15 protein-coding genes are annotated in these 15,213 nt (G+C 56.1%); 6 read left to right on the forward strand and 9 right to left on the reverse strand.

Going from position 1 to position 15,213, the window contains the following annotated elements:
* Positions 1 to 110: 110 nt before the first annotated feature.
* Both AC2FIO_RS16650 and AC2FIO_RS16655 read right to left on the reverse strand, forming a co-directional pair.
* Positions 111 to 1,751, reverse strand: a complete 1,641-nt coding sequence (locus tag AC2FIO_RS16650; RefSeq protein WP_496699029.1) for a sulfatase-like hydrolase/transferase — start codon at positions 1,749 to 1,751, stop codon at positions 111 to 113.
* Between the two features lie 24 nt (positions 1,752 to 1,775).
* Positions 1,776 to 2,018 (reverse strand): hypothetical protein, encoded by a 243-nt coding sequence (locus AC2FIO_RS16655; RefSeq protein ID WP_496699031.1) that lies wholly within the window; start codon positions 2,016 to 2,018, stop codon positions 1,776 to 1,778.
* 238 nt (positions 2,019 to 2,256) lie between these two features.
* Here AC2FIO_RS16655 and AC2FIO_RS16660 point away from each other — a divergent pair, with 238 nt between their 5' ends.
* Positions 2,257 to 3,501: a tetratricopeptide repeat protein gene (locus AC2FIO_RS16660; RefSeq protein WP_496699033.1), complete on the forward strand. Its 1,245-nt coding sequence runs from the start codon at positions 2,257 to 2,259 to the stop codon at positions 3,499 to 3,501.
* Between the two features lie 186 nt (positions 3,502 to 3,687).
* Here the strand turns inward: AC2FIO_RS16660 and AC2FIO_RS16665 are convergent, their stop codons facing one another.
* Positions 3,688 to 5,076, reverse strand: coding sequence for an aminotransferase-like domain-containing protein (locus AC2FIO_RS16665; protein WP_496699278.1), 1,389 nt, complete (start codon positions 5,074 to 5,076; stop codon positions 3,688 to 3,690).
* 117 nt (positions 5,077 to 5,193) lie between these two features.
* On the opposite strand from AC2FIO_RS16665, the gene AC2FIO_RS16670 reads away from it, so the two are divergent.
* Positions 5,194 to 6,075: a DMT family transporter gene (locus AC2FIO_RS16670; protein ID WP_496699035.1), complete on the forward strand. Its 882-nt coding sequence runs from the start codon at positions 5,194 to 5,196 to the stop codon at positions 6,073 to 6,075.
* A gap of 107 nt (positions 6,076 to 6,182) precedes the next feature.
* Here AC2FIO_RS16670 and AC2FIO_RS16675 read toward each other — a convergent pair whose 3' ends face one another.
* Positions 6,183 to 7,049 (reverse strand): Rossmann-like and DUF2520 domain-containing protein, encoded by an 867-nt coding sequence (locus AC2FIO_RS16675; protein WP_496699036.1) that lies wholly within the window; start codon positions 7,047 to 7,049, stop codon positions 6,183 to 6,185.
* 604 nt (positions 7,050 to 7,653) lie between these two features.
* Between AC2FIO_RS16675 and AC2FIO_RS16680 the strand changes: the two genes are divergently transcribed.
* Genes AC2FIO_RS16680 through AC2FIO_RS16690 form a run of 3 tightly spaced genes read left to right on the forward strand, consistent with a single transcriptional unit; the run spans position 7,654 to position 9,968 of the window.
* The gene (locus AC2FIO_RS16680; RefSeq protein ID WP_496699038.1) at positions 7,654 to 9,228 is read left to right on the forward strand and encodes a hypothetical protein; all 1,575 of its coding nucleotides are present in this window, start codon (positions 7,654 to 7,656) and stop codon (positions 9,226 to 9,228) included.
* Between the two features lie 8 nt (positions 9,229 to 9,236).
* On the forward strand, positions 9,237 to 9,617 hold the full coding sequence (locus AC2FIO_RS16685) for a hypothetical protein (RefSeq protein ID WP_282170402.1): 381 nt from the start codon (positions 9,237 to 9,239) through the stop codon (positions 9,615 to 9,617).
* Positions 9,618 to 9,653: 36 nt separating this feature from the next.
* Positions 9,654 to 9,968, forward strand: coding sequence for a hypothetical protein (locus AC2FIO_RS16690; RefSeq protein ID WP_282170401.1), 315 nt, complete (start codon positions 9,654 to 9,656; stop codon positions 9,966 to 9,968).
* Between the two features lie 12 nt (positions 9,969 to 9,980).
* Here the strand turns inward: AC2FIO_RS16690 and AC2FIO_RS16695 are convergent, their stop codons facing one another.
* The 3 genes from AC2FIO_RS16695 to AC2FIO_RS16705 all read right to left on the reverse strand — a co-directional run bounded on the left by AC2FIO_RS16695 (position 9,981) and on the right by AC2FIO_RS16705 (position 13,511).
* A complete protein-coding gene (locus AC2FIO_RS16695; RefSeq protein WP_282170400.1) occupies positions 9,981 to 11,369 on the reverse strand; it encodes a hypothetical protein in 1,389 nt (462 codons plus the stop codon).
* A gap of 952 nt (positions 11,370 to 12,321) precedes the next feature.
* Positions 12,322 to 13,002, reverse strand: coding sequence for a DUF1295 domain-containing protein (locus AC2FIO_RS16700; protein WP_282170399.1), 681 nt, complete (start codon positions 13,000 to 13,002; stop codon positions 12,322 to 12,324).
* 38 nt (positions 13,003 to 13,040) lie between these two features.
* A complete protein-coding gene (locus tag AC2FIO_RS16705) occupies positions 13,041 to 13,511 on the reverse strand; it encodes a DUF2269 family protein (protein WP_282170398.1) in 471 nt (156 codons plus the stop codon).
* A 95-nt stretch (positions 13,512 to 13,606) separates the two neighbouring features.
* Here AC2FIO_RS16705 and AC2FIO_RS16710 point away from each other — a divergent pair, with 95 nt between their 5' ends.
* The gene (locus tag AC2FIO_RS16710) at positions 13,607 to 14,083 is read left to right on the forward strand and encodes a TetR/AcrR family transcriptional regulator (RefSeq protein ID WP_282170397.1); all 477 of its coding nucleotides are present in this window, start codon (positions 13,607 to 13,609) and stop codon (positions 14,081 to 14,083) included.
* A gap of 12 nt (positions 14,084 to 14,095) precedes the next feature.
* On the opposite strand, the gene AC2FIO_RS16715 is transcribed toward AC2FIO_RS16710, so the two are convergent.
* Together AC2FIO_RS16715 and AC2FIO_RS16720 are read right to left on the reverse strand one after the other, a co-directional pair.
* Positions 14,096 to 14,683: a hypothetical protein gene (locus tag AC2FIO_RS16715; RefSeq protein ID WP_496699042.1), complete on the reverse strand. Its 588-nt coding sequence runs from the start codon at positions 14,681 to 14,683 to the stop codon at positions 14,096 to 14,098.
* A gap of 295 nt (positions 14,684 to 14,978) precedes the next feature.
* Positions 14,979 to 15,206 carry a hypothetical protein gene (locus AC2FIO_RS16720; RefSeq protein ID WP_282170395.1) on the reverse strand — a complete coding sequence of 76 codons (228 nt, stop codon included), beginning with the start codon at positions 15,204 to 15,206 and terminating at the stop codon, positions 14,979 to 14,981.
* Positions 15,207 to 15,213 lie beyond the last annotated feature (7 nt).

Genomic DNA, 15,213 nt, shown 5'->3' on the forward strand with positions numbered 1-15,213 from the left:
GCAACGCGGACGCCAGATATGAATGAACAACGAAATGGCGGGCCATCGTGTACCTAATAACTTAGTGCGATTGGTGAGACGGTGGCTTTGCCGCCACCGTCCCAAGTTCGTTATTGCCAACTGGAAAAGACTTCTCTGGTCAGTTCGCTTTCCGGGCGAAGGTTCTCGATACCTTCATAAGGAACACCCTTTCCAAGTGGCAGATGCGGGTGTTTGGCAATGGTTTTTTGATGGCGCTTGACCATGTCCTGGAACGACGCCCCTGACCACAGAGAGTACCCTACAAGGGGATGTTCTTCGCGTGGGTCACGGTAGACATTGAACACGGGAGCCGCCGCGCCGGGTTGCCCGGGGGCAGGCAGATGCATCTTGAACTCCTGCTTGACTACTGAGCGCAAGACCGGCCCCTCGTACACATAGACGTAATCGCGGCGCGAGTTGCCTTCGCCCTCAAGCAGCAGCGCGGTCTGGTCAATCCCGTCAATCACACGGTCGCGCGGAATGCGGTCGGTTGCCCCTGCAATCCGGGCAAAGGTAGTGAACAGATCCGAGACATGCACGATATCACCAGCTGCGCTTCCCGGTTCGATTGCTCCGGGCCACCGGATAAATGCATCTGTACGCACGCCGCCTTCCAGGTGCTGGGTCTTGCCGCCGCGATAAATCAGCTGGTTTAGACCTGATGTCCCCTCGTAGTGATACATCAAGCCATTGTCAGCCATGATCATGACGACGGTGCTGTCTGCCTTGCCAGTTTCATCGAGCTTGGCCAGAACTTCGCCAATCCAGCCGTCCAGAACCTGTAATTTGTCGGCATGGAAGCCACCATTGCGGGAAACGGCCTCATCAGGGTAGGCAAAGTTCAGCGGGTAGAGCGGCCAGTACTGCATGAAAAACGGGTCGTCCTGCGAAGCCAGCTTCTCCAGCTGCTCCAATGCCTGACGCTGATAGCGCAGGTTCATTTCCTCGTATTTTGCCTGTGTCCATTCTTCGCCCGGCGCTATGTCTACTTCGCGAGCAAGGCCGCCCGCTTCACCTTCTACGCCAGTTACCAGCCCGTAGGGTTTGAACCGCTGGTCCAATTGAAACTGGTTGGACTGACCCGACGCATGGAAGCCAAGCATGTTGTTGGCAACCATCGCATCTCGTGTCATCAAGCTGAGCTGAACCTGCTGATGCAAGGGAAAGGCCGCCCAGTCAAACCCCTGATTGTGCGGGTAGGATTGTTCAATATCGCCCTGATGCCATTTCCCGACATGGGCGGTGTTGTACCCTTCTTCCTTCAGGATTTCGGCAATCGTCACCTCTTCGGACGCCAGGCCTTCACCGACCAGAGCAACCTTGACCTCTTCCACGCCCGCGCGCACCGGGTGTCGGCCGGTCAACATTGCCGTTCGTGTCGGTGTACAGGACGGCTCGGTATACATTCTCATCAAGGACATGCCTTCTGTGGCAAAATCGTTGATGTTGGGTGTATCGAAACCGGTGACGTAGTTCATCGTCCGGTTGCCCATCTGACCGAAACTGACATCGTCAATCAGAATGTAAAGAATATTAGGTGGTTTGCCGCCATTGGCGCCGCGGATCTCGGAAAGCTTCGCTTCGATCTCCGTATCCTGAGCGTCCCATTGTTCGCCAAATTGCGCGCGGAGAAAGTGGAATTCTCCATCATGAATGATGGGCGCATCCTGAGCGAAGCCCGCGCCAGCCATCAGCACCATGGCAGAGGCATGTTTCCATATTGATCTCATCGGTATCTCTTCCCCATTTTCGAATTACATCTTTCCTGCGCGCCGCAGGGACTGGGCGATTTCATCCCTAAGACCATCCAGGGTCTCGCTGATGTCGCATTGAATCTGATACGATTGGCTTCCCGGCTCAGCATTCATGGAGAGATACTCGTCGCTGAGAAGCTGGTAGTCTTGGCAGATCTCATCGAACACAGTGTCCACGCGCCGTAAGTCCGCAATTGCGGCCTGGTGGTCGGGAAACAGCGTATCAAGTTCGAGGCCTTTCAATTTCGATGTCTCGTTCGATAGATCAGCAGATATACTGGAGTGTTGGACGAATTCACTTTTAACAATAGGTATATCGGGGCATAATACGGTGTAGTCATGGATGTAACTCGCTGAAAATATGAAAGTATTTAGAGACAAGTCACCTCCTCTGAATGAGGGCATTGCGCCTGACGCTGAGGATGTGCGGGCCGCACTTCAACGACTTGTCAGATCCTCGACTTTCGCAAGTTCACAGCGATTGCAGGACTTTCTTGTCTATGTTGTCGAGGAATCCCTTAACGGCAGGGCCGACGAAATACGTGCCAAAACAATCGCCATGGATGTCTATGGCGGGACCATGTCCGAGATGGCACGCAGAGAAAATGTAGTGCGGGTGGACGCTGGTCGCCTGCGTCGCAAGCTGGCCGACTATTATGTCGAAGATGGCCGCGAAGAAGTCACTGTTTTCGATCTGCCAAAAGGCGGATACGCACCTGAGATCTCGATTAGGTCGCCCGGGACGGATCAGCCTGAAGTTTCCGAGAGGGAAACTAAGAGGCACACTTGGCTTCGCCCGTTCGTTGGGATTACAGGGGTTTTCATTTTTATCTGTGTTGCTGCTGCAATTGCGTTAGTGTCGACAAATCGTGGGGTTCCAGTCAACCTGCCAGTCGATGGCCTGAGCCAAGATGAGCGCAGCGCCATTTTTGATGCATCCCCCATGCGGCTTCAGGCCGTTAACCTGGCCAACTCAGGCCGCGATTTGATTTTTCCGGCGTTGGAGCCCGCGCGGCTGAACGGAGCCCTGACAATATTCAAAGGGGCAATCGAAAACGACGACAGCTATTTCGGAGGCCACGCAGGAGCCGCGCAGGTTGCAGCAATGATAGCGTTGGTTTCACCGGACGCCGATCCGACCGGGGACATGCTGCGTTACGCGGACGCACAGGCCAACAGGGCCATTGAATTGGCACCAGAAACGGGGTGGAGCCAATCTGCAAAGGCCTGGGTCGAATTTACCAAGGGAAATTGGCCTGAAGCTACGGAGTTCTCGTACAGGGCACAGCGTTTAGCACCAAACGACGTGCATGTGCTGGAGTTCGTCTCACTGATCTTGTTGTACGCAGGTGAATTCGAAGAAGTCGTGACGATCAGCGAAGATGCGCTGTCGAAAATAGATTTGGACCGGGGTTATGTGTTTCAGAACGCGATGGGGTCTGCAAAGTTTCATCTGAAGGATTTCGAAGGTGCCGTTTCCGCCTTTGAGCAGGTGACCAAAAAGGGCGGCCCCGTCGGCCCTGTGTCTGTGGCTTATCTTTTGGCGGCTCACCAGATGCTGGGTAACGAAAGTGAAGCTCAGGCCTTGGCGGATAAACTCTCGCGTGAGTGGCCTGACAGTCGGGTGGATATTTTGTTTCAGAGATTGTTCGCGGACCGGGCATACGGAGTGGAATTAGGTGAAGCTATGAAACAAGCCAATTGGAAGCCAAAAGTTAACGAATGAAGCTCGTGTCTTGGCTATCGGAGCCATTCCAGTACGAACTGGCCACGGTGGTTGTTTAACCAAACATCGTTTCCAGCTAGGAAGCGTTATAGCTCACTGCCTCATTGCCGCTGGAGTTCGCAGACGGCCCTAACCGGACTTTCACTTTGAGGGGAAGATTATTACCTTTTCTAGAAGTAGGCAGTCCTATTGTGCCTCACTCATCAGATCGCGAAGTAGTTCCGCATGGGTCTTTCTGGTCATCTGGCTTACGTTGAAACGTAGAAACGAGTTCTTGGATTGAGTTGGGCTAAAGACATTTCCAGGCGCCAGAACGACACCTTTCTTGAGAGCTTTTCGCGCTATCGCTGCAGCATCCTGTCCGTCTGGCAGCTCGCACCAAAGATAAAATCCACCTCTGGGTTTCACAAAAGGCCTAATGCCTAACGCTTCTAACTCGTCGGTTACGCGGGTACGGGCGCGATCCAGTTTAGCCCTGAGCGCCTCCATGTGTTTGCGATAGCTACCGTCAGTGAGCGCCGAATGTAGCAATTCTGTCACCATAGGGCTTGGACCTCCGAAGCTGATCGCAACCTGAAGTTCGGTCAGGGAGACAATCCAGTCAGGACGCGCTGCAATAAATCCACATCGCAACGATGCCGACAGGGTTTTGGAAAAACTTCCAATCGTGAGAACGCGGTTAAGCCCATCCAGGGAAGCCAGTCTTGGCGAAAGATCAGGTTCGAACTCAGAGAAAATGGCATCTTCCACGATTTGCAACTCATACGCTTCGGCCAGAGTCAGTACACGATGCGCAGTCGCCGCAGTTAGTGTCACACCTGTTGGGTTGTGCAATGCTGAATTGGTCAGATAGAGCCGCGGCCGCTCTTTCCTAAGCACGTTTTCAAATTGGGCAAGGTCGGGGCCGTTAGGCGTGTAGGGGACACTGACAATGGTAATCTGGTGTGCTCTCAGAAGGGCCTGAAAGTTGAAATAACATGGATCATCCACCAACACAGTATCGCCAGGCTTGAGTAGCAATCTGCAAATCAAATCCAGCGCCTGCGATCCAGAATTGGTGAGCAAAACGGTATTGGGATCTACCTCTATGGTCTGGTCGCACAGCATTCGAGCCACATGCTGGCGCAGACCGGAATGACCCTGTGCACAGCTGTAATCTGTAAGCACATTGTCGCCTCCACGTGCCACACGGCGCATTGCTCGCCGTAGCGACTCGACAGGCATCCAATCGGCAGGCATCCAGCCACATCCAGGCTTTGCCATGTCCTGGCTGGCGTCTATCGATTGTCGCGCGACCCAAAGCGGATCAATCTCGCGCTCAAGCAGCGGTCCAGTTTGCGAAACCTCGAACGGTTGTACGCGGTCTGACACAAAAAAACCTGAGCCGCGACGAGCAAAGATAACTCCTTCAGCGGCCAAGACATCATAGGCCTCTACCACTGTCGAAGGTGACACGCCCAAGCGAGTTGCAAGGCCCCGGACTGAGGGAAGTTTGTCACCCGCACCAAGTGCCCGCGATCGAATAAGACGCGTGATATGTTCCATCACAAGAGTTCTACGGGTCGCAACGGCCATACTCGATCTCCTCTGTATGGGACCATACAGCAGTACAGTTTTTTCCAATTGTATTGCTTTGTATCTGCGTTTGTCGCGCCACTCCAGCTACAAGGTTCAAAAAAGGACCGTTAATTTATGAACTCCTCGTTTTCTGGCTGGGGCAGCGGACTGCTCGGTGTATTGATCTTCAGTGGGTCACTTCCCGCAACGAGGGTGGCGGTCAGTGGTCTAGACCCGTTCTTCCTGACATCCGCCCGAGCGGTTCTTGCGGCTGTACTTGCGCTTTCCCTGCTGGCCTTTTTCAAAGAAAAGCTACCTTCGCGTGAGAACCTGTTTTCTCTTGTGGTTGTAGCCTTGGGTGTAGTGATCGGCTTTCCGCTTTTAACAGCGCTGGCGCTACAGCACATCACCGCTGCACATTCCATCGTTTTCATTGGCCTCCTGCCGCTAGCCACCGCGACATTCGGCGTTCTGCGCGGCGGAGAACGCCCGACCGCGTTGTTCTGGGTATTCTCGATCCTTGGCAGCTCGGCTGTCGTCGGCTTCGCCCTCAGCCAAAGCGCTGAAGTATCACTCGTCGGGGACCTCTTCATGGTCGCTGCCGTCCTCGCTTGCGGGTTGGGCTATGCGGAGGGTGCACAGATATCGCGCCGCTTCGGTGGATGGCAGGTGATTTCCTGGGCGCTGGTCCTATCCTTACCTTTTATGGCTGCTTTCGCGATTTTGACATGGCCCCCTACATCAAACGGGCTGACCCTGCCGGTCTGGCTCAGTCTAGGCTACGTCTCTATCTTTTCGATGCTGGTCGGTTTTATCTTCTGGTATCGCGGTTTAGCACTAGGCGGCACAGCAGGTGTCGGACAGCTTCAACTTCTCCAGCCGTTCTTCGGCCTGATCCTCGCGGCTCTTTTGCTCGCGGAGCCCGTTGCGCCGTCTATGATCGGGGTAACGATCTTTGTGGTGATTTGCGTAGCCGGGGCAAAGCGTTTCGCCTGGCGGCCCATTCCGGACTCATGATCCAAGATTAAGATATCGCAGTGCACCCATCGAACCTGCCGTTCGCCGCAAGCGCGAGATAAGAGGCTCCAAGAATTCGCACAACCTCAGTTGAATTGTAGGTCAGGCTACGCTTCGGGACCCAACCAATCCTGTGTCTTACCGTCGGCCTTCAATTTCTGAGCGAGCAAGCTCAGCTCTTTGTAGATAATTCCTGCAGCAGGGTGCCAAGCGGCTACATCTTTCGCTTGTTGCGAGACGACAAAGGTGTCGCCTCGTGATGCGGGTCCCGTAAGCGCTCCCAGTGGTCCATAGGCGGCAACATTCTCACAGGTGGCATGAAGCAGCGTGGTGTTCAGTTGCTTTGCAATTTCATCAGGCACTCCTGCGGTAGCCCAGGCTTCACGCGCGATCGCCTGCAAAACCACAGTGAAGTTATTCGAAATCACGGCGGCCGCATGATAGAGGCTTTTGCTATCGGAATTGATATGAAATGGGATTCCACCAATCTCGGTCAGAAAGTCTTTGATAAAATCCAAGGCAGAAACTTCGCCCTCAATGCCACAAAGTGTTCCCTCGAATTGCTGGATCGCGGTTGCCGGCTCTGCGAACGTAAGTACCGGGTGCACGCTGGCCAGTCGCCAGGCTAGCTTCTGAAGCGGCGCCATTTCGTCTGCCGGGAAAAAACCACTGCAGTGAAACGCAACTGGAGGCGTTTCATTGACATCGTGTTGACCAACAACTTTTGCGAGTTCGGTTGCTGCAATTGAAATCTGAGAATCCGGCACCGCCAAAATCCACAGGTCGGCCGGCGCTAAGTCTGCATATTTCTCCACCGCTCTGCCCATTCCCGCAATTTGGGCTGCGTTTTGCGCTGATCTAAATCGAGAACTCAGTATGTCCTGAACCGAATACTTGGATGAGTGTCGCAAAAGGCCGAGGATGGTTTGCCCCACGCGACCGGCACCAACAATATTTACTCTGATTTTTGCCATTCAATGGCCTCCGACCTATACGCTCTTGCTTCCTTAGGGAACATGCTAAGCGACAGACCAATTCATCAACACCAGTTTATCCAAGGCAACAATCAACCGGAGCGACCCATTCCTGCCGTTCGACCTTGGTCACCGTCGCCGGGACGCGACCCGTCAGAGGAGACATTCGCCGCGAGCGCGAAAACGGGGGCCGGTCGAACTCAAAGTCAGCGGACAAAAACGGTCTTTTTTCTCTGGCCAGAGTCCTCGGGCACAACCTCATGAGGCTCAAGAAATTGCTGAGATGGAGGGATAATTTCGTATGAGCGATACCTGAACTGCGACTCCTTGTTCGTCACCTGACCGGACCGTACGCCAACTCGCCGCTGGCTACGCAACGGGCAATTTTTTGCCCGAACACTGCGACCTTCGAGTCTCAGAGTGGTATTCCGGCGAGATGGGTATATCCTAACATCGCAACACTGCATTCTTGTTTTGCGATGTCAGGATATCAAATCCAGAGACGGTGTTGCTACCTCGCTCTGGAACTCAGGCGGCGGTCTGATCAAGCAAGGCAAAGTCTGAAGATTGGCCGTTCCAGGAACGGCGAACACGGAGACAGAAAATGCGGCCAGTGGACAAACATTCTCCTCCCTCAGCGGAAGAGATCCTGCAACTGACCCGCCTCGATCCCATTCCCTCTTATCTTTCGCCTAGCCTTTATCTGCCGGTATTCGAAGCACTCGTCGAACTCAGGTTAAAGGGGATCGACGCCGACTGGAACGTCGTGCTCAATTCCGGCTGGCGGTGCTTGGGTCTGGCCCATGCGGCGCTGCTACTGCATCAGGACCATACAGCCACGCTACGGCGCTCGCTGGCCTTGCAGCAGCTCAGCGACGATTTCACCGACGCGGCCCTCGAGGAATCTTTCAACGATAGGAACCGGGCCGAGTTGATTGCCGAGCTTCAGGCCGCCGGCGAAGAGATCGATCCCTTGGCCGGTATCGATGTCCTAATGGCCGAGATCGAGGCGGACCCGCACTTCGCCGACCTCAGCGGCGAGTTCGACGATATTCGCTCCGAACTGGAGCAGATCCACACCAGTACGTTCGAGGAAACGAGTGCCCTCCTGGATCAGGAGACCGGCGGCCCGCTCCTCGATGAAATAGTCGGGCTTCGCCAAAAGGCCATGCAGACACTGGTTGAGGGGGACGCGATGATCCTCACCGGTCTGTCGCGCGGCCTTGTCGCCGTGGCGCATGCCGGCTTCAACCTGACCGAACGGAGCGACACGGTGATCAGCGCTTTCGTCGCAACCGATTATCTTCCAGCGGCTAATCGCTTGATTGACCGCTTCGCCAAACAACTGCGCGGCCTCCAGATGGAGCTTTTCGTCGCATGCGCCCGCAATGCGCTCGACGAGGCGGCCCAGGCGGCGCTGAACATTGTCGTTGAATCCGAGCGCGCGCTTCCCGCGTTCCTGAGGTCACAAGCCATACTTCGCTACTCCATTGCGGAGCTTCAGAACCTCGGCCGCAACTCCGAATCGGAAGCGCTCGGCCGTCAGGCTGCGCGCGCCGGTGGCCTGACCCGGGAAGCGATTGGCAGCCATGCCGCCGCCGCACGCATCATGCAGGAGATCGCGTCCGGTTTCCGCGCCGAAACGGTCGCGGAGCTTGTCGAAAGGGCATCGAGCACCGCCTTTGACGGCGATCTTCCCGACGGCAAGAACACTGCGCTCAATGCCCTGTCCGACCGGCCGGATGGCGAATTTGTAGAGGTCGAGGGCTTCGTTAATACGATCGAAGTGCTCAACCCTCCGGGCAAATCCCGCGTGAGCCGCGTTGGGCTGATAGATCCGTCGAATGGCGCGACCTTTCCCGCCGTGGTCCTCTTCGCGCATCTACCCCATGCCGGGCTGACGGAAGGCGCCTATGTCCGGCTGAATGGTACGATCCAGTCAAGCTCTGACCTCAATGAGGATGAACCGGCCGTCGAAATTGACCGGCTTGCCCTTGCCGAGCTTGCCAAGGAGAATTGGCGGATCGCATTTTTGCGCACGGCTGAGCCCTGGTATGAGGTCTGGCGCAGCAACGCCAACATGATCTGGTCGATCGGCCCGCACCTCCCGCAGGACGAGCAGGAACCGATTGCCCTCGGTGCGGCTGACCTAATCTACCCGCCCTTCGTTCGAGATTGAGGCCAACTATGTCCTGTGAACTGGAGAAACATCTCGTCGAACTCGCCGATAAGCTCGTTGAGCACTACCACGATCAGATGGAGAAGGGCGATGAACACCTGCAGGATCTTCTGGAGGACATCCCCGGCGCTTGCGAGCATGTCGGCATTCCGAAGCTCAATCATTTGTTTCCGTCGAGTTCCGATGGCGGATACCTGCTCGAAGACCCTCTCCGGCGCGGGTCGAGGCGCGAGCTGAACGGCGAGTGCTTTGACGCGATCCAGGCCTATCGCTGGTTCAGGATGGTCGACGTGTACAAGAGGACGAGCCTTTGGATTAAGGCCAACAGAATGCGCGACCGGTTCAGGGATCGGCTGCAAGAATGCGAGCACGAGAACAAGGAAGCCTGAGCGGTCCCTGCCACGGACACAATACGAGGGAAAGCCATGTCAGACACATGCCAACTCGAGCACCTGCGTGTGGAGATCTACGAGAAATGGATCGGGTTCCATTCCGGCCTTTGGTGGGACTTCCATATGGAAGAGCTAGATCTGAAGCACGAGGTTCATGAGGCCTGCCCGGTCATCGAATTCGAGACCCCGCCCGAATGCGCCGAGGCGCGCGGAAAGCTTCAGCAGCATCGGTTCTGGAAGATGGAGCCGCTTGAGAGAACTATCGATGCGCTGCGCGAGAAGCTCTACGAACACCAGGAAGCGCTGGAAAACTGCGAGCATGAGGCCAAGGCGTTCAAGCTCGCCTGATTTCAACGACACTTAAAGTGCCGGGCGCGACAAGATTTCCTTCGCGACAGCGAGGCCACGAGCGGTAACGGTAGAAGGGCCGGCGAGCCATCCCTCAATGATCTCGCTTGCCGCCTTGTGCCGGTCCGGCTGGCTGCGCTGCGCTGCGAGCATGCCGATGACCCAGTGATTGTGGGCAATGCGCGTTTCGCGTGCAATGGGCTGGATGTCCGGGTCGGCCTCGGCGAAGAGCGGCAGCGCTTCGGTTAGGTCGCTCGGTGTGGAAAGCAGCGTGTTGTCGACCGGCGGCTCGCCATTGTCAGACCACCAGCGCCGCGCATCCTCGGGCCGGTACCCGAACTCCTCCCTGAACTTGCTCGCGAATGGGCTGACGAACGGCCAGTCGCCGCCGGCCATGATCCGCTCCACGATCTCGATCGTCGTCGCCCGATCGCCCCGCGCCTCCGGGTCATAGAGGACGCGATCTTTAACCGCCGCATGGATCGGGCTCGTCGCGTCGGTGGTTAGTTCCGTTTCGGGCGCAAGGCCGAGCGCCGCGACCGGCAGCAGCGGCGGCGCGCCGAGGCCGAGGCAGTGGAGCCGGTCGAACGCGCCGCCGGCATCTCTCGCCCCGTCCGAGAGACCGCGCACGACCTGGGCAAGGCGCACATAACGCCGTGGCGCCGGGCGAGCGAGCTTCAGGCTTGCCGTCCCCATGACGTAGAAATCCGTGGCTGTCGGGTCACTTGCAAAGCTCGCCACGCTGAGCGCGACATTCCTAACGCCCGCCCCCATCGCCTCCTGCCCAGCCGCGCGCGCGGTGTTGTAATCGACCGCGCCGAGCACCGCATAGATGAGGCGCCCCGCCACGGCCGGATCCTCCGCGACCCGCCGCCAGAGCCGAATGCTTCGCCGGGCAAGCGTCCGATATCGGTCGACACTCCACCTCGTGATTTCGCGCTCGATACCGAGCGCCATCAGGCAGGCCGTCCCGAAATCCTCATTGGCGATGAGGTCGGTCGGGTCCATGGAAAGCTGCGCCGCAAGCAGCGCGTCGTGGTCACGCATCTCGGATTGCGCCTCGGCCGCATCGGTCACCGAGTCGGCGAGCGCCGATGCCCGGTCGCGGAGGGCATCGGGGACATCGCGCCCGCGCGGGATGCGCCCGACCGTCCGCCGGATCTCCTTGACCTCATCGCGAACAAGCGCCGCCTCGTGCCCGAATCCGGCGGTGACCTCGCCAATCAGTTCGATCGTGCCATTGTCGGCAAAGAGTGGCAGGCCCATGGCGCGGACCTCCGCCGCGTCCTGAAGTGCCGCTGGCGTGATCCGGTGGCTCGAAAGGAGATAGCCATGCGCCTCGGCGCCGGCCTCGGCGAACGCCTTGAGCGTGTCGCGCCGGAGATTAGATATGAAGCGCATCGGCCCGCATCCTTACGGCAGCTAAAGATAGAATACACGATTTCGCTAAGTCATAGAAATTATTAACGCCCTATTCCACGCCCAGATTGTTAATCAGACACGGTTCTGGGGGGGGGATGATAGATTGAATCTCTTGCCTGGCGTAGAGAATAACTGTTCAGACAATCCCTCTTACCAGACAGTACGCGCTCTACGTTCCTACGGAGTCTGATAATGCAGACCGATCAGGTTTGGCTGGTGGATTAGCGGCAGCTTCAATAACCCTAGATCTCAGCGCCTTTGTCAAAATCGGGTGTTTCCACCGGTGAAGCCGATACCACTTGCCTTCGCAAGAATGGCAAGCGAAGCCATAAGCATAATTTTCCATCTTGATCGCATGCGAGCAACAACAACATGCGACGCAAGATGACACAGTTCAGCAACATCGGGTGCTGAAGTGTCAAAGTCCCTAGGTCATGACCCCCATGTCAAAAAACGGCCGTTTTTAAGCATTGTCGGGCTGTATACTGAAAGCCCTGCAAAACCTTGTGCCACAAACCCTTGGCACCCCCCTTTTGGTTTTTTTCACATTTTTGGCCGTAGTCCGAAGAGCGGACATTGATGCGATGCGCGGCATTGGTCGAAATGGGCTCTCTGCTGCCATTCTTTGCGACGCGCCTCCGCGCGAAGAAAGCCGTTACCAACCGTTGATCACAATTCGGTTTTTCGCTCATGCTGCATGTCGCGAACCACGCAAACCGGATCTTCCCTAAGTGGAACGCAGATTGCGGTGCCGCGGGACAGTGTGACCTTTGGCTGCGACTATATCAAGGGCCGCTTTCCGATCGGACTGTCAATATCGGTCGTTTTAGCCAACGAATACGCACGTTAGGTTGCCAGTGCCGTCGACCATGCGTCCAATCCGTTTGCAGTCTTTATCTCCCTTTTTCAGGTGCTTGCGCCAACCGCCCACTTAATAGAGGAACGGCACGAATTTCGCGGTTTTTCCGGCATAGGCATTGAATTCCTTGCCATAGCGATCCGCCAGATACTCGTCGAGTGGCGGGATATGGTAAAAGATGAACAGATAGGTCATCAGCGCCGGGATTGAGAACGCCCAGATTGAGGCCGTCAGGATCGCCCAGCCGGTGAACAGGATGCTGTCGCCCAGGTAGTTGATGTGCATTGAATAGGCGAAGAGGCCATCTGTGTAACACCGCCCCTTGGAGTCCGGTAGCTTCTTCCACGCACGGCGTTGCAGTTCGGAGCCTGTGTTCAGATATGAGCCGATCAGAAGTAGCGCGATCCCGATCCAATCCCATGGACCAAACGGTGTGGCTTGACCGGAAAGAAAGCCAGTTCCGAGCAGCAAGAAGCCGATTTCGAAGATAGCGATGAAGACGGTCAGCCCCAATCCTTCGGACAGTTCGACCTTGCGCTGCAGCAGTACGAACAGGGTGATCATGTGGCGCAACCAATAGAGTACTGCCGCCCCTGCCAGCAGTTTGCCTCGGGTAGGATCGGCCCATTCGAAACCCCCGAAAGCCAACCAGAGGCAGACCGCCACAATGGTGCTGTGCAGAAGGGCAAAGATCAGTTTGATCCCGAACGAGCGATCATGTGCGCGGTCCACGCCGCCGTATTTGGTTATCATCAATCTATCCCTAGTCTCGTAGCAATCATGGGCGCGTCTTAGAACGGTTTGAACACCATCAAAACAAGCCTGGTGATGCTCATGATGAATGCGGCACCACCGATCGGTGAGTCTTTCTTGAACGTGGTTTCATAGCTCTCGGACAGCACCGAAACGCCCTTGTGGGTGGCGGCGACCGCTGTGTCATGCAGTTGTCGTTCGATTCGGTCCCCGATCAGAAATGCCAGAAGCAGAGCGAGCCAGAGGGCAATTGAGACCACAATCCAACCGGTCCACCAGTCATAACTCAGCAGCAGCATCATCCACAGGCCCGAGGCCGGGATGATGAGAAGCGATGGCCCCATGAAGATCCTGTTGATCCGCGTCAAAACCCGTAAATGGGCGGCTGCCTCTACCTGGGTCGCGGCGCGGGCATGGGCGTGGATCACGCCGTTGATGATGGTCGCCCCCACCGTGATGAGTGCGGCAAGCAAATGGGTCAGTTTCAAGGAAAGGAAAATATCTGGCATGGTGCTCATCCCTTTTAGACCACTTGGACTATTTAATATTTGTGGACCCCACCTTCAATCCGTGTCAATCGTAATTGGACCACATGGACGAAAAAATGCCGAAAATTGTTGATCATGACGCCCACAGCCAGGATCTGGCGCAACGGGCGGCCAAATACTTCTCGGATCACGGTTATGCCGGGACCAGCATGCGCAAGGTTGCGGCCTATCTGGGTGTTTCGAAAAGCGCGCTTTATCACTACTTTCCGACCAAGGAAGACCTGTTCCTGGCCTGCACCAAACAGGTTATGGCTGCGTTTGATACGGATATTGTCGACCCGGACCTTTCCGAGGAAGAAAACCTGGCGCGCCTGACAGATGTCCTACGTCGGAACTTTGCTATGGAGATGGCGCTGACCTTCGAGTATCTGCGCGGCAAAAGCCCAGCCGAGGTTGCCGGGGACGAGGCTATGCTGGTCGCCATGGATGCCTATCGCACAGTGGCCGCGCGCATTGTCGGAGAAAAGCGAGCCGAAGATGCCTTGGCCCGCTTGTTCGGCGTTTTGATGCTGGACTACATGTCCGGGCGGTAACGACACACATGCCTATTCCGGCTGGTAAGGCTCCTCGCGCAACACATGGCTAACCAGGATCTTGAAGAACAGGATCGGCAGGAACCATTCTAGATAGGGTGGGCTGTCAAACACATAAAGCGACAAAAGCAGAGCGGCCGCGTAAAGTGTCGCTGCCACCGGGCGTCGCAGAAAAAGCGGCGATTTGAGGATGATGACACTGGATGCCATTAGCATCCCATACACCCCGGCGACCCACAAAACGTCAAAACCCTGAAAAGCCCAACTGAAGACCACGATCTGAAGCAAGTGAATCGCAATGAAACTCATGTGCTGCTTGAAGCCCTCACCCTCGCGGAAGAACCAGCGCTTTGCTGCTGAAGTCGCGTTTGTGATCACCCCACCGACCATGTCCACGGCCAGAAGCGCGATGATCACAAACTGCCAGATCGACCAGTCAAACTGTGCATAGAGCCCGACACCGACAACGCCAGTCGCGAACAGAAACGGCGGATAGAGTTGAATGTTTTTTTCGGCCTTGGTGGCACCGGGGCCAATGAACTTGTCGATTGCACCCCAGATGCCGGGACGGAATGCGGGTAATTCCCAATTAATTGTCATGATGTGACCTTCCGAAAGATGGTTTCCGGAGGTCGAATACGGTCATCGGAAGGCCGTGTCAATTTTTTTAGTCCAATTGGACTATTAAGGAAATTAATAGAATTGCCAGATCGAATTTACATCCGAGCTAAAGGTCCGTTTCTAACACATTGCGACGCTTCGGGCTAAGTGCATCAGTCAATATGATGGGCTCACAGCGGATGTTGTCGGATCGACGCGTGGCCCGCGCGGACGGGTTCCGAACTCTTGGATTGCCCAGCTCGCGTTAGCCCGTCAGATCTGTTTGGACTACTAGTCAACCGCCGACATACACACCCGACTTAGGCCGATAGAATATCTTCTGATCGTGCAGCCGCCCAAGCAGATCCTGAATTCGGTGCAAGCTGTCATTCCGTTCTTTCTTTTCGTCTTCGCTTTCACCAGGGGCTCCAACCGACAATGAGGTTAGTGCGCGCCGCAGGGATACTTCAATCAGATCGATGTCCTCGACTGAGAGTTCGAACAAATCGTTGTATTGGGGCATTCTGGTT

Source organism: Ruegeria sp. CDSB086 (assembly GCF_059611065.1).